We start from the raw sequence: 19,546 nt of genomic DNA on the forward strand, positions 1-19,546 counted from the left end.
CTCACTGTTATCCCAATAAGCGGTGGATACGCGTTAATCCTGCCACCAGTCGGTCCACTTCTTCATGGGTGTTATACATCGCCAGCGAAGCCCGGCACATTGCCGGCACGCCATACCAGGCCATGAGCGGCATCGCGCAGTGATGCCCCGTTCGTACCGCGATACCGTAATTATCAAGAAAGCTGCCGACGTCATAAGCATGGTGTTTACCCAGATTAAACGCGATGACGCCCAACCGCTGCGCCGGACCATACAGCGTGATATCAGGCACCTGCGCCAGTTGCTCCAGCGCATAGCGCATCAGCATCTGCTCATAATCGCCAATCTTATCCAGTCCCAGCGACGTCACATAGTCAATTGCCGCGCCCAGACCGATGATGCCGCCAGTATTCGGCGTTCCCGCCTCAAAACGCCAGGGCGCTTTCGCCCATGTCGTTCCCTGCGTCAGGCTGACGGTCGAAATCATCGACCCGCCCCCTTCCCACGGCGGCATTTCTTGCAGCAATGCCTCTTTAACATACAGAATGCCGATGCCGGTCGGCCCGTAAAGTTTATGGCCGGAGAAAACGTAAAAATCGCAGTCCAGCGCCTGGACGTCAACAGCATGGTGCATCACGGCCTGGGCGCCATCCACCAGCACTTTCGCCCCATGCTGGCGCGCCAGCGCAATCATGTCCGGCAGTGGGTTTTCCGTCCCCAGCACATTGGAAACGTGGGTAATGGCCAGCAGTCGGGTCCGGTCATCGAACAGCGCAGCTAAGGTCTCCAGCCGCAGCGTACCGTCAGGATGCAATGGGATCACGCGCAGTTCGGCGCCTTTGCGCTCGCACAGCATCTGCCAGGGAACGATGTTGGCGTGATGCTCCATCTCGCTGATAATAATGTTATCCCCGGCGCGAATATTTTCCGTTCCCCAACTGTTGGCGACAAGGTTAATGCCCTCCGTCGTACCGCGCACGAACACCAGTTCTTCTGCGGAGCGGGCGTTAATAAACCGCGACGCCTGCTTACGCACATTCTCCATGCTTTCGGTCGCCTGTGCGCTTAACGTATGGATACCTCGATGTACCGCAGCATAGCCGTGACGGTAGAAGGCAGATTCAGCGTCAATCACCTGATTGGGTTTTTGAGCGCTGGCTGCACTGTCCAGGTAAGCCAGCGGCAGGCCGTTAACTTCACGCTGCAGTATGGGAAAATCCGCCCGTACTTTTTCTACAGGAAATGTCATACCAGGCCTCCGGGCAGTCGCTGGCCGATTCGCGCCAGCACCTGCTGTTTAAGGGCGCTATCATGGATAGCTTCCGTTAACTCTGCGGCAAACGCGTAAAGAATCATGTGCCGCGCCTCCTGCTGCCTGATGCCGCGTGATTGCAGATAAAACATCTGCTCATCGTCAATACGCCCGATCGTCGCGCCGTGGCTGCACTTCACGTCATCGGCATAGATCTCTAATTGCGGTTTGGTATCGACTTCAGCCAGTTTCCCCAACAACAGGTTATTATTGGTCATCTGGCCGTCGGTTTTAATGGCGTGTTGCGCCACGTTGATCAGGCCATTAAAGACCGCGCGTCCTTTGTCGCTGACGATGGTCTTGTGCAACTGGCGGCTGTTACAGTAACCTTTGTTATGTTCCAGCCATGTCCGCGTATCGCAGACTTCATTTTTCACCGGCATCGCCAGACTATTCAGTCGAAGCGTCGCGTTTTCACCATTCAGTTGTGAGCTGCTGTGGTGACGTAGTACTGCGGCGCCCAGCAGAAAACTGTGGCTAAACGCCGAGGCGTCTGTCGCCAGCAGAAGATCGTTATGCGCAAAGTGATAGCTGGACGCATTTTCAAACGCCAGTTTGATATGGCACAGTTGCGCATTGTCTGCAACGTTCATCGTCAGACGCGCGCCGGTAAAATGTTTTGCCGCTGTAAGGCTGACATAATGCTCAATAACCGTCGCTTCCGCGCCTTCCGCCAGCGCCAGATGGTGGCGATAATGCGCGGTATTCAGCTCGTCGCCATCCACACCCTGCGTGATATGCATTAACAGTAACGGCCTGGTCGGACGCTGATTTCGCCGTACCTGTATATACGTGACACATTGCGCCAGGCTTTCCGTCAGATGCAGAAAAACCTCGGGATGTACCGGCGCGGCAAGCGTCTGGCGTTCATCCCTGACGCTAACGTCAAATCCGCTGTTTTGCGTGCTATCACTAAGCTCTGGCATAAACCGACCGTCGACAAACACCAGCCGCACGGCATCGATTTGCAGCGCCAGCGCATCACGCTGTGCGGCGCTGATAGTCGCACACTGCTGGATAAACTGGCTATGGGTTAAGCCCTCCAGCGGCGTGTATTTCCAGTCTTCATGTTTACGCGTCGGCAATCCCAGACGTAACATCTGTTGTAAATGTTGTCTTGCCTGCTCAGTTCGACTTACTCCTTTTTCTTCAAAGAGATGCTGCCATTGCTGTAGCGCTTTACTGCTGTTCGGTAAGCCAGCCATAACCCTGCTCCTCCAGTTGTTTGACCAGAGTAAAATCGCCGGATCGGACAATTCGCCCCTGGTAGAGGACATGGACGTAATCAGGCTTGATGTAGTCCAGTATGCGCTGATAGTGGGTCACGATAATAAAAGCGCGTTTATCGTCGCGTAACGCGTTGACGCCTTCCGCCACAATTTTCAACGCATCGATATCCAGTCCGGAGTCCGACTCATCAAGGATGCACAGTTCCGGCTCCAGCACCGCCATTTGCAAAATATCATTGCGCTTTTTCTCCCCGCCGGAAAAACCGACGTTTACCGAACGGGTCAGCAAATCTTCCGGCATTTTCAGCAATGCTATCTTTTCTTCCATCAGATCCTGAAAATCAAAGCGATCCAACGACGTCTGCCCGCGGTAGGCGCGCACGGCATTCAGCGCGGTTTGCAGGAAAAACTGGTTACTGACGCCGGGGATTTCTACCGGGTACTGGAAGGCCATAAAAATCCCTTCACCCGCCCGTTCCTCCGGCGACAGTTCAAGCAGATCTTTACCTTTGAACGTAACCGAGCCGCCGGTGACCTCATAATCTTCACGTCCCGCCAGAGTGGCGGAGAGCGTGCTTTTCCCGGAACCGTTCGGCCCCATAATGGCATGAACTTCGCCGGGGCGAATCTCCAGATTCAGGCCACGCAAAATCGCTTTTTCTTCCACACTGACCTGTAAATCTTTAATGCTTAACATGGTTTTTCCTTCATCATTAACCGACGCTGTGCTCAAGGCTAATCGCCAGCAGTTTTTGCGCTTCAACGGCGAACTCCAGCGGTAGTTCCGAGAAAACGTCTTTGCAGAAACCGTTGACGATCATCGAAATAGCGTCTTCTTCGCTGATGCCGCGTTGCAGACAATAGAAAAGCTGATCTTCACCGATGCGTGATGTTGTCGCCTCGTGCTCCAGCTGCGCGCTGTTATTGCGGCATTCAACATACGGGAACGTATGCGCGCCGCAGTCCGCGCCAATCAACATGGAGTCGCATTGGGTGAAATTTCGGGCGTTGGTTGCCGTCGGCATAATTTTTACCAGCCCACGGTAGCTGTTCTGGCTGTAGCCGGCGGAAATGCCTTTTGAGATAATGGTTGAGCGCGTGTTTTTACCGATATGGATCATTTTGGTGCCGGTGTCAGCCTGCTGATGTCCACTGGTCAGCGCAACGGAATAGAACTCGCCGATAGAATTATCACCACGCAGAATACAGCTCGGGTATTTCCAGGTAATCGCCGAACCGGTTTCCGACTGGGTCCACGACATCTTGCTGTTTTCCCCTTCGCACAACGCCCGCTTGGTCACAAAGTTCAGAATGCCGCCCGTGTTGTTGTCGCCCGGGAACCAGTTTTGTACGGTGGAATATTTTACTTCAGCATCTTTATGGATGATGACTTCCACTACCGCGGCGTGGAGCTGATAACTGTCGCGTACGGGCGCGGAGCAGCCTTCGATATAACTCACATAGCTGCCTTCATCCGCCACCAGAATCGTGCGCTCAAACTGACCGGTTTTCTCGGCGTTAATGCGAAAATAGGTGGATAACTCCATTGGGCAACGCACGCCTTTGGGAACATAGATAAATGTCCCATCGGAAGCGACTGCCGCATTCAGCGCGGCAAAAAAGTTATCGTTCCCCGGCACGACGGTGCCAAGATATTTCCTGACCAGGTCAGGGTGATCGTGTATCGCTTCGCCAAAAGAACAGAAAATAATGCCCTGTTCCGCCAGTTTTTCACGGTATGTGGTCGCTACGGAGACCGAGTCAAAAATCGCATCGACGGCGACCTCTTTCCCTTCGCGAACCGGAACGCCAAGTTGCTCGAAGGCGTCTTCAACCTCTTTACTCAAAAAGGTATTCGCGCCCGTTTGCTGTACGGCTCCCGGCTGGGAAACGCAGTTATCGTCGCAGTTTCCGCATGATGGCGCAGAGTAATAGCTGTAGTCCTGATAGTTCAGTTTATCGTAGTACGCCTTCAGCCAGTGCGGTTCATCCATGTCCAGCCAGGCTCTATAGGCATTGAGACGAAATTCCAGCATCCACTCAGGTTCGTTACGCTTTGCGGAAATCGCGCGCACCACCTCTTCGCTGATGCCTTTTGCCAGTTCATCAGTGGGTAGTTGCGTGAAAAATCCTTCTTTGTAATTAAGGCGTCCGCCTGTCCAGATGCCGACCTCTTCCGTTGCTTCAGTGTTACGAGACATAGTACCGCCTATACCCCAAAACTTTCGCCGCAGCCGCATTCATTCTGGGCTTTGGGGTTATGAAATTTAAATAACTGGTTCAGCCCTTCCTGTACGTAATCCACTTCTGTTCCGTCAATAAAAGGCATCGCCTGTAACGGTGCGAAAAGCTTTGCGCCTTCGGCTTCAAAAACCAGATCGTCTTTATCCGGCTCCCGAACGGTATCCAGAACATAGCCAAATCCGGCACATCCCGTCTGTTTTACGCTTAACCGCACGCCCAACATGCCCGGCTGCTTTGCTGCCAGTTCACGTATGTGCGCTGCCGCCGCTGGCGTTAGCGTCAGCCCTTGCCAGGGGAAGTCCTCCGGGTTAAACGTGTCTGAATGCAATTCCATAGAGTTACCTCGCGTTCTAAATCACCAGGGTATAACAGCATGTTAGTGATAATGATTATCACTTCAACCCCTTAACCGCAGGGGCTTTCCAACAAATGGTCATATTGAGCGCCTTTTATTAAGCATAGACCCTGTCCGTCAGGTCATACGACAGACAAAAAATAGCTTAACTTTTTGATAAGTAATGATTTATAAGATATTAACCGTTCTGACAGGTCAAAAACGAAAAGATGTATAGAAAATGACTATTTAATTAATAGGCTGTCGACATTGCCGGGCGGCGAGGTCAGAACCCCATTTTTTGTATGGATACCTGGCGTTGCGCTCTTTATAATCCGCTGCGGTTCTATAACTCAGTTTGAGCTATAGGTTTATGTAAACTCTTTCCGGCATTTCAGGTGCTGAATGAGGCAAGAGGCTTAAAATATGGTTGTTACGCTCGCGTATATCGTACTTTTTTTGGTTTTCTCGTGGGTCATCTTGAGAATTAATCAAAAAAGCGATTCCCTGTCGAAAAGCGTTTTTATCGCTATCTTTTTAGGGGCTGTTATTGGTTTATCCCTGCATTTTATTTCAGCAAATCACACTAAAACTATTATCGAATGGTACAGCATCGTCGGCAATGGTTACGTCCACCTGTTAAAACTGGTCGCTATACCGCTAATTTTTATTTCTATTCTTTCCGCCATCAATAAACTGGAAAATAGCGCCGGCATCGGAAAAATGTCGCTGACGATCGTCGGATGCATGTTATGCCTGGTGATGGTTGCCGGTTTTATCGGATTACTGACCGCTCATGTGCTGGGGCTTGACGCCAGCGCTTTTGTGCACATGCCGTCAATGTTAACTACGGAAGAAGTCAATAAGACTGCCGCGGTGTCGATTCCCCAGTTAGTGACATCGCTGATTCCGACTAATATTTTTCTTGATCTTACGGGGGCCAGAAGTGTTTCCGTTATCGGCATCGTTATCTTCACGCTAATAGCGGGGATCGCTCTGTTAAAGGTCAAAAAAGAGGCGCCGGAAGAAGGTCAGAAATTAAGCGCAGGCATTAACGCTATTCAGATATGGGTCATGAAGATGGTACGTATCGTTATTGCATTAACGCCCTATGGCGTCATGGCATTAATGACTACCGTATTTTCATCATACCACTTTGAACAATTCGCCAGCTTACTTGGTTTTATCGGCGCCTGTTACATCGCGATTTTTATGATGTTTATCGTGCATGCCATCTTGCTGATCCTCAGCGGTAATAATCCAGCGCGTTATTTCAGAATGGTGTGGCCCGTCTTAACCTTTGCGTTTGTTTCCCGCAGCAGCGCAGCCTCTATCCCGCTGGCCATTTCCGCCCAGGAAAAATTTGGCGTACAAAGCACCATTGCCAATATTTCCGCCTCGTTTGGCTCCAGTATGGGGCAAAATGGCTGCGCCGGGATTTATCCGGCTATTATGGTAGCGATGATTGCGCCCACCATCGGCATTGATCCGCTCTCGCTGCATTTTCTGGCCGCGATGTTGCCTGCCATTGCGCTAGGGTCTATTGGCGTAGCCGGCGTCGGCGGCGGTGGTACGTTCGCGGCGCTGATTGTCCTGTCGACATTGAATTTTCCCGTTGCGCTGGTCGGTATTTTTATTGCCATCGAACCTATCGTTGATATGGCCCGCACGGCACTGAACGTTAACGGATCGATGATGTCAGGTGTGCTGGCTAACCGTATTTTGAATAATCATACGGCTGACGACATGCCAGCGGTTATTGACAGACCTTAGTTTTTTACGCGCCCGGAAAAGAAAAACCCTTAAGTCTGTTCAATACAGGCTTAAGGGTTCCGGCCCCATCCGGCGCTTATCTCCGGCACTCTTAATGGCTTAGCTCTTGAAGGGGCATAAGAATAATCTCATAAAGAGCGCGCGCCTTTTTAGCACAAATGGCGATCTGTATTTTTTTTAACAAAATCAAGGGGGTTATCTATTACCTGGGGACAGGGTCTGGTGAGATTGCCTGGTAACATAGCCGGATGGCGGCTAACGCCTTATCCGGCCTACACAGACTTTATTAATGCACGCCCAACCGCCAGGCGAAATAGATCTCTTCTTTCAGTTCGGTTGCAGAGAGGGTGAGGAGATCGGCAAACTCTAACTCCAGCTGTTTTAAACGCTTCAAATACTGCGCGGGAGAAAGTTCGGTTTTATCACGGCGTAAAAATTCAATCGCCAGTTGGGTTGGGTCTAAATCAGTAGACATATCATCCTCGCTTATGTGTAAACGTGCACAGTATATCACCTTTTTCTGCGCACATTTTGACCAAAAGCAATATGCATCACACTTTTATGGTGACAACGTCACACAATCGCCGTAGTAAGGCGCGAAGAACAGCACAGACGTCCCTGTTCATCAAAGATCTCTATCTGCCAGACCTGATGGCGAGCCCCGGTATGCAACGCTTTACAGACGCCTCGTACGCGCCCCTGACGCGCCGACCGTACATGGTTGGCATTCACCTCCAGCCCCACCACCTTTTGCTCCCCCTGCGTACACAGATAGCCTGCGACCGAGCCGATACTTTCCGCCAGCACCACAGACGCTCCGCCATGCAGCAAGCCGAACGGCTGTTTGGTGCGATGATCGACGGGCATTGTCGCTTCCAGCGTATCGTCCCCAATACGCTCAAAGCGGATATCAAGCAGGCCAACCATATTTCCTTCCCCCATCGCATTAAGCGCATCGAGGGTCACTTCACGTTTCCAGATCAACCTATAATCTCCAGTAATGCCTGCAACGGGTGACGCACGCCCGTACCTTCAATGCGTTTAACCTGGCTTCGGCAGGAATAGCCGGTTGCCAGGCAGCGGTTTCGCGGTAGACGTTGCATCGCCTGATGCCAGGATAGCTCATAAATTCCCAGCGAATTTTTATGATTGGTGAGTTCATGTCCATAAGTGCCCGCCATACCGCAGCAGCCTACGCTGACATTTTCCAGCTTCGCGCCAAAATGGGCAAAGATGGCGGCCCACTGCGCAGGCGCGCCGGGTAAAGCCGTGACTTCCGTACAATGACCAAAAAAGTACCACGGTTCGCCGCTCACCTCGACGGACAGTCTTGCATTTATTTCCTGCGCCAGCCATTCATTCACCAGCAACACATGAAAATCGCCGCGCTGTTCGCCCAGCGCCAGTTTGTATTCGTCGCGATAACACAGAACCAGCGCCGGATCGACGCCCACCATCGGCATCCCCAACGCGGCGATCCGATTAAGGAACTCAGAGGTTTTTTTCGCCGTTTTCGCAAAGCGATTAAGAAAACCTTTAATATGCTGCGCCTTACCATTCGGCGAGAACGGTAACAATACCGGCCTCCTGCCCAGCTTTTCCGCCAGGCGGATAAAGTCCGCCACGACCCGGGCGTCGTAGTAGCTGGTAAACGGATCCTGAACCACCAGTACCGTTTTCGCTTTTTGCTCGGCGCTCATGCGTTCCAGTTGCTCAAGCGTCATATTGGCAGACGGATGGCCCACCAGTTGCTGTTGCAATGAAGGGGCAGAAAGCAGAGGTAAATCCACCATACCGATATGTTTTTTCGCCAGATTGCGAACCATCGGTTGGTTAATAAAAAAGTTAAAGGTCTTTGGCGCACGCGCCATCAGCGGCGCGTAGGTCTCGACCGTCGCCACCAGATGATCGCGTACCGGACGCAGATAACGCGTATGGTAAAGCTGTAAGAAACGTGAACGAAACTCCGGAACATCGATTTTAATCGGACACTGGGTCGTACAGGCTTTACACGCCAGACAGCCGGACATGGCCTCTTTAACTTCATGGGAAAAGTCATACTCGCCTTTGCGTTTGTGCCAACTATTCCGGGTGCGGGCAATCAGCGTGCGTAAGCTGGCGCGTTTTTCCGGCAACTCCTTTTCCAGCTTCAGCGGATCGACGCCGCGATCGGCCAATAGACGGAGCCATTCCCGTACCAGCGTCGCCCGCCCTTTCGGCGAGTGGATCCGGTTAAGGCTAATTTTCATCGACGGGCACATCGGGCTTTTCGCATCGAAATTAAAGCACAGGCCGTTACCATTACACTCCATAGCGCCGCGCCAGGTCTGCCGTACCGCCAGCGGGATTTGCCGATCCCAGGTGCCGCGTTTTACCGCATCCACCTTCATCATCGGCGCCTCTATCCCTTGCGGCGGACAGATTTTACCCGGGTTAAGTCGATTATGCGGATCAAAAGCCGCTTTTATTTTGCGCAGCTCGCCATACAGGACTTCGCCGAAAAAGGCCGGGCTGTATTCCGCACGGAAACCTTTTCCATGCTCGCCCCACAACAGCCCGCCGTATCTGGCGGTCAGCGCGACGACCTCATCGGAGATCTGTTTCATCAACAGTTCCTGCTGCGGATCGCACATATCCAGCGCCGGACGCACATGCAGCACCCCGGCATCCACGTGGCCGAACATGCCGTAACTTAAGCCATGACCATCCAGCAGGGCGCGAAATTCGGCGATGTAATCGGCCAGATGTTCAGGCGGCACGCAGGTATCTTCCGCAAAAGGAATCGGTTTGGCAGCACCTTTCGCATTACCCAGCAGCCCTACCGCTTTTTTACGCATCGCGTAAATACGCTCAATACCCGTCAAATCGGTACAAAGTTGCCAGCCGATCACGCCCGCTTCCGCACGCGCCATCAGGCCATCCAGCCGGTGGCACAGCGCCTCGACCTGTCCGTCAATAAGCGCTTCATCGTCACCCGCAAATTCCACGATATTCAGGCCAAGCATCTCTTTATCCGGCACATCGGTAATCAATTCGCTAACGGAGTGCCAGACAATATCTTCCCGCGCGAGGTTAAGGACTTTGGAATCGACCGTCTCGACGGATAAGGCGCGCGCATCAACCATAAAAGGGGCGTTACGCAGCGCGGAATCAAAGGAGTCGTATTTTACATTCACCAGACGGCGGACTTTGGGTATCGGGGTAATATCCAGCCGGGCTTCAGTAATAAACGCTAGCGTCCCTTCCGACCCCGTTAAGATGCGGGTAAGATCGAAGCGGGTCATGTCATCGTTAAAGACGTGGCGTAAATCGTAGCCTGTCAGGAAGCGATTGAGCTTTGGAAAGCTATCGAGGATAAGTTGACGGTTTTCCAGGCAGGACTGATAGACGGTCTGATAGATGCGGCCTGGCGTCGTCGTGTTTTCACCCAACGTCCGGGCAAGCTCTACGGGCATCGATTGCGTGTCAAGGATATCGCCCCCCAACAATACGGCCCGTATGCCTAAGACGTGATCTGACGTTTTCCCATAGACCAGCGAACCCTGACCAGAGGCATCGGTATTAATCATACCGCCAAGCGTGGCGCGATTACTGGTGGAAAGTTCCGGCGCAAAAAAATAGCCATACGGCTTTAACGCCTGATTAAGCTGATCTTTTATCACTCCCGCCTCTACCCGCACCCATCCCTCTTCAGGATTAATTTCAATAATGCGGTTCATATAGCGGGACATATCAACAATAATGCCCTGGTTTAGCGCCTGGCCATTCGTGCCAGTACCGCCGCCTCGAGGGGTAAATATCAGCGACGTAAAGCGCGGCTCCGCCGCCAGACGGGCAAGAAGCGCGACATCCGCCGTAGAACGGGGAAACACAACAGCATCGGGAAGAAGCTGGTAGATACTGTTATCGGTCGACATTGTCAGACGGTCGGCATAGCTGGTTGCCGTATCGCCCGTAAACCCTTGCTGCTCCAGCGCCTGCAAAAAATTGAGCACCAGCTGAACGACGCCGGGTGCCTGAGAAATTTGTGGAATCATTATATTGACCTTTTCCTGCGGTCTATGTTGTGAACGGTGGCGCCCAACCCGGCGAGCGCGAGCGGTCTACGCACAGGAAGGGATGCTTAATCGTTTGCGTGTTGCGTTATTTGTTGTATCACATTTTTTTCCTGTGCGCCCAACAGAATTACATGCAGAATCGGCCTGTTAAAAACCGCTGAAATTGCTCATCATTATAGGGTGTGGTTTGCATGTTCACGTCGCGCCAACGTTCTGGCGCAAAGACAAAGGTGAAAAGTATTTATGGTAAATGTTCGTCAGCCCAGGGATATTGCGCAAGTGCTGCTATCGGTGCTGTTTTTAGCCATCATGATTGTGGCCTGTTTGTGGATAGTACAGCCTTTTATTTTGGGGTTTGCATGGGCAGGTACGATTGTTATCGCGACCTGGCCCGTTTTGCTGAAATTACAAAAAATATTGTGGGGCCGCCGCTCGCTTGCCGTACTGGTCATGACGCTGCTGTTAGTGCTGCTCTTCGTTATTCCCGTCGCCTTGCTGGTGAACAGCATTGTCGACGGTAGCGGCCCGCTCATCCATGCAGTGACCGGCGGCGATATGACGCTACCCGATCTGGCATGGTTAAATAATATTCCGTTGGTTGGCGCCAAACTGTATGCCGGATGGCATAGCCTGCTGGATATGGGCGGTAGCGCTATTATGGCGAAAGTACGGCCTTATATCGGCACAACCACGACCTGGTTTGTCGGTCAGGCGGCGCATATCGGACGCTTTATGATGCACTGCGCCCTGATGCTGTTGTTTAGCGCCCTGCTTTACTGGCGCGGCGAACAAGTGGCGATGGGAATACGCCATTTTGCCTGTCGTCTCGCGGCTAAACGCGGCGATGCGGCGGTTCTGCTGGCTGCCCAGGCGATCCGCGCCGTGGCGCTTGGCGTGGTGGTCACCGCGCTGGTACAGGCGGTACTTGGCGGCGTCGGGCTGGCGATTTCCGGCGTGCCTTACGCTACTCTGTTGACGGTAGTGATGATCCTTTCGTGTCTGGTTCAGTTGGGGCCGTTGCCGGTATTGATTCCAGCCATTATCTGGCTTTACTGGACAGGCGACACCACCTGGGGCACCGTGCTGCTGGTTTGGAGCGCCGTCGTCGGCACTCTGGATAACGTGATTCGCCCGGTACTCATCCGCATGGGCGCCGATTTACCGCTGCTTCTGATCCTTTCCGGGGTAATCGGCGGCCTGATTGCATTCGGTATGATTGGTCTGTTTATTGGACCGGTGCTTCTGGCCGTGACCTGGCGTTTGTTCTCCGCATGGGTACATGAAGTTCCGGCGCCGACGAATGAACCAGAGGAGATCCTTGAAGAGCTGGATGACATCGAGGAAGCCAACAAGCAGTCATAATCCCGTCGGGCGGCATTGCCGCCCGATGCTTTAGCGACGTTTATCAATTCAACGCACACCCCATTTTGATTCGCCCGTCTGTTCCCCGCCGCATCTCATTTCTGTCGCAAATCCGTTACAGTTTTTAAACTATTGAGACGAATCTGATCGACGCAAAAAGTGCTCATGCCTACTATTAGCACACGGTTATAAATCAACACATTGATTTATAAGCATGGAAATCCCCTGAGTGAAACAACGAATTGCTGTGTGTAGTCTTTGCCCGTCTCCTACGATGGGCTTTTTTTTTAACTTTTTTCGCTGCATTGTTACATAAGCCAGCTCCCGTTTCCCTTCAACACCGCGATATCTGCAACGAACAAATAATATTGCACAAAATAGTGTGATTCTGTTCAAGTCGAAACGGTGTCGGTGGTGCTATTTATAGCATCACTTTTTTCATATAAAAGCCTAAAAAATGATGAACGCGTTAGAACTACAAGCACTACGGCGTATTTTTGATATGACGATTGAAGAATGCACAATCTATATCACCCAGGATAATAATTCGGCAACCTGGCAACGATGGGAAGCTGGCGACACTCCCATCTCTCCAGAAATCATTGCCAGGCTAAAGGAAATGAAAGCCAGGAGACAGCGACGAATTAACGCCATTGTGGACAAAATAAATAACCGCATCGGCAATAATACAATGCGTTACTTCCCTGATTTATCTTCTTTTCAGTCCATTTATACAGAGGGGGATTTTATCGAGTGGAAAATTTATCAATCTGTTGCTGCCGAACTTTTCGCACATGATCTGGAGCGGCTGTGTTAGACGTAAACTTTATCGCCGCATCGTATTGATACCGGATAGAAAACCACACAATCACGACATTGACTTGTCACCCTATCCAATATGCTTCCTGCCTGTGTATACCACTGTAACGTTCAGGCGGCATCTCTGAGTCAGATAATATGAAAAATCGTTATTTCCCTACCGCTGTAGGGTTGTATTTTAATTACTTTGTACATGGCATGGGGGTTATCCTGATGAGCCTGAACATGTCATCGCTTGAACAGCAATGGCATACCAGTGCCGCAGGCGTATCTATTGTGATCTCTTCGCTTGGTATTGGCCGGCTAAGCGTTTTGTTAATCGCCGGTATGCTTTCCGATCGCTTTGGTCGCCGTCCTTTTATCATTCTGGGGACCGCCTGTTACCTGATTTTTTTCATTGGCATTCTTTATGCTCAGACGATTTTTGTCGCTTATGCCTGTGGCTTTTTAGCGGGTATGGCCAACAGTTTTTTAGATGCAGGTACCTATCCCAGTTTGATGGAAGCCTTCCCTCGCTCCCCCAGTACGGCAAATATTCTGATCAAAGCATTTGTCTCTGGCGGGCAATTCTTGTTGCCCATTATTATCAGTTTATTAGTCTGGGCTAATATGTGGTTTGGCTGGTCCTTCCTGCTTGCCGGGGCGATCATGCTTATTAATGCTCTGTTTTTATTACGCTGCCCTTTTCCACCCTATCCAGGTCGGATATTGAAACCCAAAATCTCGCAAGCGCCTGTCGCAGGCGTACATCATTGCTCCCTCATCGATCTTATCAGCTACACCCTTTATGGCTATATCTCGATGGCAACCTTTTACCTTATCAGCCAGTGGCTGGCGCAGTATGGACAGTTCGTCGCAGGAATGTCGTATACCCAATCCATCAAACTGTTAAGTATTTATACCTGCGGCTCGCTACTGTGCGTTTTTATAACCGCCCCGCTGGTCAGAAAAACAATTCGCTCTACCACATTATTGATGTTTTATACCTTTATCTCTTTTATTGCGCTTCTGACGGTCTGCCTGCATCCTCAGGCCTATGTTGTTATGATCTTCGCATTCGTCATTGGATTCTCTTCCGCCGGTGGCGTAGTACAAATCGGCCTGACGCTGATGGCGGCCCGTTTTCCACAGGAGAAAGGTAAAGCGACCGGTATTTATTACAGCGCCGGCAGTATCGCGACGTTCACTATTCCGTTGATCACAGCGCGGATTTCAGAAATGAGCATTGCACATATTATGTGGTTTGATACCGGTATCGCCGCAGTGGGATTTCTCCTCGCACTGTTCATCGGTTACCGAAGTCGGGCTGAATCACAACATCACGCTGAAGCAGCGTCAACTGCACAATAAATGTTAGCGTGCCAACTGCAATATTATTGCCTTGCTATGCAAAATAAAACGTTAGCCATTATCACCGGAAAACAAAAAATGTAATTTTCGTGTTAATTATTATTCATTATCTTCACACTTATCAGAAAAATTGCGATGAGCATCACGAGTTATATGTGTTAAACAACAAGTTCGCAGCAATTTTTATATTTCCCGGCTAACAAATGAAATGCTATCAATGCAATAAACCTGGCATTTTAAACGCCATGTTATGTACATATAACGACAATACCGACTTATAGTGTTACTGAACAATCGCTGCATGTAGTAAAGCAGTAATAAGCAGGACATTGAATCAAACCATCAGCAAGGAGCTGTGAACAAATGTCTCAGAACAAGGCTCGCAACATGCCATATTTGCTGGCTGTTATCTGCATTTATTTTAGTTACTTTCTCCACGGCATGAGTGTTATTACACTAGCCCAGAACATGACCTCCCTTGCACAGAAATTCTCCACGGATAGTGCCGGTATCGCCTATTTAATCTCTGGCATTGGTCTTGGTCGTCTGGTCAGTATTTTATTCTTTGGCGTACTGTCCGATAAATTTGGCCGTCGGGCAATAATACTGCTTGGCGCCGTACTATATATGCTGTTTTTCTTCGGTATTCCCGCCAGTCCTAACCTGATGATCGCTTTCATATTAGCGGTGTGTGTCGGCGTGGCGAACTCCGCGCTGGATACCGGCGGATACCCTGCATTAATGGAGTGTTTTCCCAAAGCATCGGGCTCGGCAGTTATTCTGGTTAAAGCGATGGTCTCTTTTGGGCAAATGATTTATCCCCTTATCGTCAGCGCCTTGTTAGTCAACCATATCTGGTACGGCTACGCGGTGGTAATCCCCGGTATCCTTTTCGTCCTCATCACGTTGATGCTGTTGAAAAGCCGTTTTCCCAGCCAACTTGTCGATGCCAGTATTGCGAAAGAATTACCCCAGATGAACAGTACTCCCCTCGTCTGGCTGGAAGGCGTAGCTTCCGTTTTATTTGGCGTCGCCGCGTTCTCAACCTTCTATGTGATTGTGGTCTGGATGCCTAAATATGCGATGGCCTTCGCCGGAATGGCGGAATCCGACGCGCTGAAAACCATCTCTTATTACAGTATGGGATCGTTGGTTTGCGTGTTTATTTTTGCCGCATTGCTGAAAAAAATGGTTCGCCCTATCTGGGCCAATGTTTTCAATGCCGGGCTGGCGACACTCACCGCTGCGGCAATTTACCTGTATCCCTCTCCACTGATCTGTAATGCTGGCGCCTTCGTGATTGGTTTTTCCGCTGCTGGAGGTATTTTACAATTAGGTGTATCGGTAATGTCGGAATTTTTCCCTAAGAGTAAAGCTAAAGTCACCAGTATATATATGATGATGGGGGGCGTAGCTAACTTTATTATTCCACTGATCACCGGTTATCTCTCTACTATTGGCCTGCAATATATCATTTTGTTAGATTTTGCCTTTGCACTACTGACATTTATCACCGCCATTATTGTATTTATTCGCTATTATCGCGTATTTAAGATCCCGCAAAACGATGTCCGATTTGGCGAGCGTTATTTCCAGTAAAAATGTTAACTATGCGCAACAGGCATGCGCCCTGCTCTGCACTGTCCACTTATTAAGGAGTATAAAATGGATGTTACCGCAAAATATGAATTAATTGGTCTTATGGCGTATCCTATCCGTCATAGCTTATCGCCCGAAATGCAAAACAAAGCGTTAGAAAAAGCGGGGCTACCGTATACCTATATGGCTTTCGAAGTGGATAACACGACGTTTGCCAGCGCCATTGAAGGACTGAAAGCATTAAAAATGCGCGGTACGGGCGTCTCCATGCCAAACAAACAGCTCGCGTGTGAGTATGTCGATGAATTAACGCCAGCAGCAAAACTGGTTGGCGCTATCAACACCATTGTTAACGATGACGGCTATCTACGCGGCTACAACACGGATGGTACGGGCCATATTCGGGCAATTAAAGAAAGCGGTTTCGATATTCGGGGAAAAACCATGGTGCTGCTCGGCGCGGGAGGCGCGGCTACCGCCATTGGCGCCCAGGCAGCCATTGAAGGCATTAAGGAAATTAAACTGTTTAACCGTAAAGATGACTTTTTCGAAAAAGCGGTTGCCTTTGCGAAGCGGGTGAATGAAAACACCGATTGCGTCGTTACCGTCACCGATCTTGCCGATCAGCACGCTTTTACTGAAGCGCTTGCCAGCGCAGATATTCTGACGAACGGCACCAAAGTTGGCATGAAACCATTGGAGAACGAATCCCTGATCGGCGATGTTTCCCTGCTCCGCCCTGAATTGCTGGTCACCGAATGTGTTTATAATCCGCATATGACAAAGTTATTGCAGCAGGCGCAACAAGCTGGTTGCAAAACAATTGATGGTTACGGCATGTTGTTATGGCAAGGAGCCGAACAGTTTGAACTGTGGACAGGAAAAGCATTTCCATTGGACTATGTGAAGCAGGTGATGGGATTCACAGCCTGACCGGTAAAATTATAATTGCGACGAATGACAATGAAGGGTACCAAATGAAAACCGTAACTGTAAGAGATCTCGTGGTTGGCGAAGGCGCGCCAAAGATCATTGTGTCGCTAATGGGAAAAACCATTACCGATGTGAAATCGGAAGCACTCGCCTACCGTGAAGCGGATTTCGATATTCTGGAGTGGCGCGTTGACCATTTTGCCAACGTGACAACGGCGGAAAGCGTACTTGAGGCCGCCGGCGCCATCCGGGAGATTATCACCGATAAACCCTTGCTATTTACCTTCCGCAGCGCGAAAGAAGGCGGCGAACAGGCGCTAACCACCGAACAGTATATCGCTCTGAATCGTGCAGCGGTTGACAGCGGTCTGGTCGATATGATCGATCTTGAGCTTTTTACCGGCGACGATGAGGTGAAAGCCACCGTCGGCTATGCTCATCAACACAATGTTGCGGTGATCATGTCTAACCATGATTTTCATAAAACGCCCGCAGCGGAAGAGATTGTTCAGCGTCTGCGTAAAATGCAGGAACTGGGCGCCGATATTCCGAAGATCGCCGTCATGCCACAGACTAAAGCCGATGTCCTGACCTTACTTACCGCCACTGTAGAAATGCAGGAGCGCTATGCGGATCGTCCGATTATTACCATGTCGATGTCGAAAACCGGGGTAATATCTCGTCTTGCCGGCGAAGTGTTCGGTTCTGCAGCAACGTTTGGCGCGGTGAAAAAAGCATCTGCGCCGGGACAAATATCGGTAGCCGATCTGCGTACCGTATTAACTATATTGCACCAGGCGTAATACTTTATCGTGTGGCGGAATATTCTCTTTCTGCCACAATAAAATAAATAGTTATCTGATATGAATATGTTCCATATTCATTGAAAGCCGCTGTCTTTATTACCTTAACACGGTTATATCGATATTGCTTTCAGGGATAATAGTGGAGTAAATATGAAAATCAATAAGCCATCACGCATTAATGGCCGCGTTCCCGTGCTCTCTGCACAAGAAGCAGTAAATTATATTCCAGATGAGGCCACTTTATGTATTCTGGGCGCAGGCGGCGGTATTCTCGAAGCGACAACATTAATTACCGCACTGGCAGATAAATATCAAACAACCCAGTCACCACGAGATTTATCTATTATTAGCCCTACCGGATTAGGTGACCGCGCCGATCGCGGCATCAGCCCGCTGGCGCAGGAGGGATTGGTAAAATGGGCGCTATGCGGACATTGGGGGCAATCTCCCCGTATTTCTGAACTGGCTGAACAAAATAAAATCGCCGCCTATAACTACCCACAAGGCGTATTAACCCAGACGCTGCGCGCCAGCGCCGCACACCAGCCGGGTATTCTGAGCGATATTGGTATTGGTACCTTTGTCGACCCTCGCCAACAGGGCGGAAAATTAAACGACGTGACTAAAGAAGATCTCATTAAGCTGGTAGAGATCGATAATAAAGAATATCTCTATTATAAAGCGATAGCGCCTAATGTGGCTTTTATCCGCGCCACCACCTGCGACAGCGAAGGCTATGCATCATTTGAAGATGAGGTGATGTATCTTGATGCGCTGGTGATCGCCCAGGCCGTTCACAATAATGGCGGTATTGTAATGATGCAGGTGCAGAAAATGGTAAAAAAAGCCACGCTGCATCCAAAATCCGTGCGTATTCCCGGCTATCTGGTGGATATTGTGGTTGTCGACGCCGACCAGACGCAACTGTATGGCGGCGCGCCGGTGAACCGATTTATCTCCGGGGATTTCACTCTTGATGATAGTACGCAGCTTACCCTACCCCTTAATCAGCGCAAGCTGGTAGCCCGACGCGCGCTGTTTGAAATGCGTAAAGGCGCGGTAGGCAATGTGGGCGTAGGCATTGCCGACGGTATTGGTCTGGTCGCTCGCGAGGAAGGCTGCGCCGATGACTTCGTGCTGACCGTGGAAACAGGCCCGGTGGGCGGTATTACCTCTCAGGGCGTGGCCTTCGGCGCCAATGTCAATACCCGCGCGATCCTCGATATGACCTCACAATTTGATTTTTATCACGGCGGTGGGCTCGATGTCTGCTATTTAAGTTTTGCCGAAGTGGATCAACACGGTAATGTCGGTGTACATAAATTCAACGGCAAAATTATGGGCACCGGCGGGTTTATCGATATTAGCGCAACGTCGCAAAAAATTATTTTCTGCGGAACTCTGACGGCCGGAAGTTTAAAAACTGAAATTACCGATGGCAAATTAAATATTCTGCAGGAAGGTCGCGTGAAAAAATTCGTCAGCGAACTGCCGGAAATTACGTTCAGTGGAAAAATTGCGCTTGAGCGCGGGTTAGACGTGCGTTACATCACTGAACGTGCGGTTTTCACTCTCAAACAAGATGGCCTGCATTTAATTGAAATTGCGCCTGGCGTCGATCTGCAGCGGGATATTCTTGACAAGATGGATTTTTCACCGGTTATCTCACCAGATTTAAAACTGATGGACACAAGATTATTTACCGATAGCACTATGGGATTCACGCTTCCTGACGCAACACATTAAAA

General features: G+C 50.4%; 16 protein-coding genes and 1 other RNA gene. 9 read left to right on the forward strand and 8 right to left on the reverse strand.

Annotated elements, in window-relative coordinates; all coding sequences use genetic code 11:
* Positions 1-7: 7 nt before the first annotated feature.
* From sufS to sufA, 5 genes are read right to left on the reverse strand one after another with little or no spacing between them, the layout of a single operon-like run.
* Positions 8-1,228, reverse strand: coding sequence for a cysteine desulfurase SufS (gene sufS, locus K8W53_RS12630; protein WP_000143859.1), 1,221 nt, complete (start codon positions 1,226-1,228; stop codon positions 8-10).
* A complete protein-coding gene (gene sufD / locus K8W53_RS12635) occupies positions 1,225-2,496 on the reverse strand; it encodes a Fe-S cluster assembly protein SufD (protein WP_000907939.1) in 1,272 nt (423 codons plus the stop codon). The genes sufS and sufD overlap by 4 nt, the downstream gene beginning before the upstream one ends.
* The gene (gene sufC / locus K8W53_RS12640; protein ID WP_000948904.1) at positions 2,471-3,217 is read right to left on the reverse strand and encodes a Fe-S cluster assembly ATPase SufC; all 747 of its coding nucleotides are present in this window, start codon (positions 3,215-3,217) and stop codon (positions 2,471-2,473) included. Before sufC ends, sufD begins: the two co-directional genes overlap by 26 nt.
* Positions 3,218-3,233: 16 nt before the next feature.
* Entirely contained in the window at positions 3,234-4,721 is a 1,488-nt protein-coding gene (sufB, locus tag K8W53_RS12645; RefSeq protein WP_052939349.1) for a Fe-S cluster assembly protein SufB, read from the reverse strand.
* Between the two features lie 8 nt (positions 4,722-4,729).
* Entirely contained in the window at positions 4,730-5,098 is a 369-nt protein-coding gene (gene sufA / locus K8W53_RS12650; RefSeq protein WP_000418969.1) for a Fe-S cluster assembly scaffold SufA, read from the reverse strand.
* A gap of 426 nt (positions 5,099-5,524) precedes the next feature.
* Here sufA and K8W53_RS12655 point away from each other — a divergent pair, with 426 nt between their 5' ends.
* Positions 5,525-6,871, forward strand: a complete 1,347-nt coding sequence (locus tag K8W53_RS12655; protein ID WP_000261873.1) for an L-cystine transporter — start codon at positions 5,525-5,527, stop codon at positions 6,869-6,871.
* A gap of 286 nt (positions 6,872-7,157) precedes the next feature.
* Here the strand turns inward: K8W53_RS12655 and K8W53_RS12660 are convergent, their stop codons facing one another.
* The 3 genes from K8W53_RS12660 to K8W53_RS12670 all read right to left on the reverse strand — a co-directional run bounded on the left by K8W53_RS12660 (position 7,158) and on the right by K8W53_RS12670 (position 10,908).
* Complete coding sequence (locus K8W53_RS12660; protein ID WP_001537749.1) at positions 7,158-7,346, reverse strand: YdiH family protein; 189 nt, start codon at positions 7,344-7,346, stop codon at positions 7,158-7,160.
* Between the two features lie 98 nt (positions 7,347-7,444).
* Complete coding sequence (gene menI, locus K8W53_RS12665) at positions 7,445-7,855, reverse strand: 1,4-dihydroxy-2-naphthoyl-CoA hydrolase (RefSeq protein ID WP_000637930.1); 411 nt, start codon at positions 7,853-7,855, stop codon at positions 7,445-7,447.
* Entirely contained in the window at positions 7,852-10,908 is a 3,057-nt protein-coding gene (locus K8W53_RS12670) for an FAD-binding and (Fe-S)-binding domain-containing protein (RefSeq protein WP_000612919.1), read from the reverse strand. The genes menI and K8W53_RS12670 overlap by 4 nt, the downstream gene beginning before the upstream one ends.
* A 264-nt stretch (positions 10,909-11,172) precedes the next feature.
* On the opposite strand from K8W53_RS12670, the gene ydiK reads away from it, so the two are divergent.
* The 8 genes from ydiK (at position 11,173) to K8W53_RS12710 (ending at position 19,544) form a co-directional block, all read left to right on the forward strand.
* Complete coding sequence (gene ydiK, locus K8W53_RS12675; RefSeq protein WP_000248615.1) at positions 11,173-12,291, forward strand: AI-2E family transporter YdiK; 1,119 nt, start codon at positions 11,173-11,175, stop codon at positions 12,289-12,291.
* 182 nt (positions 12,292-12,473) lie between these two features.
* An RNA gene (gene rprA, locus K8W53_RS12680) (antisense sRNA RprA) lies at positions 12,474-12,581 on the forward strand.
* Positions 12,582-12,748: 167 nt separating this feature from the next.
* A complete protein-coding gene (locus K8W53_RS12685) occupies positions 12,749-13,108 on the forward strand; it encodes a YdiL family protein (protein ID WP_000980455.1) in 360 nt (119 codons plus the stop codon).
* Positions 13,109-13,248: 140 nt separating this feature from the next.
* Positions 13,249-14,460 (forward strand): MFS transporter, encoded by a 1,212-nt coding sequence (locus tag K8W53_RS12690; RefSeq protein ID WP_000797667.1) that lies wholly within the window; start codon positions 13,249-13,251, stop codon positions 14,458-14,460.
* Positions 14,461-14,823: 363 nt separating this feature from the next.
* Positions 14,824-16,059: an MFS transporter gene (locus tag K8W53_RS12695; RefSeq protein ID WP_000081209.1), complete on the forward strand. Its 1,236-nt coding sequence runs from the start codon at positions 14,824-14,826 to the stop codon at positions 16,057-16,059.
* 66 nt (positions 16,060-16,125) lie between these two features.
* Positions 16,126-16,992 carry a quinate/shikimate dehydrogenase gene (ydiB, locus tag K8W53_RS12700; RefSeq protein WP_000383488.1) on the forward strand — a complete coding sequence of 289 codons (867 nt, stop codon included), beginning with the start codon at positions 16,126-16,128 and terminating at the stop codon, positions 16,990-16,992.
* A gap of 44 nt (positions 16,993-17,036) precedes the next feature.
* Positions 17,037-17,795 carry a type I 3-dehydroquinate dehydratase gene (gene aroD, locus K8W53_RS12705; protein WP_000860221.1) on the forward strand — a complete coding sequence of 253 codons (759 nt, stop codon included), beginning with the start codon at positions 17,037-17,039 and terminating at the stop codon, positions 17,793-17,795.
* Positions 17,796-17,948: 153 nt separating this feature from the next.
* Positions 17,949-19,544, forward strand: a complete 1,596-nt coding sequence (locus K8W53_RS12710) for an acyl CoA:acetate/3-ketoacid CoA transferase (protein WP_000700599.1) — start codon at positions 17,949-17,951, stop codon at positions 19,542-19,544.
* Positions 19,545-19,546 lie beyond the last annotated feature (2 nt).

The organism is Salmonella sp. A29-2, assembly GCF_020150755.1.
Classification (GTDB): Bacteria; Pseudomonadota; Gammaproteobacteria; order Enterobacterales; family Enterobacteriaceae; genus Salmonella; species Salmonella enterica.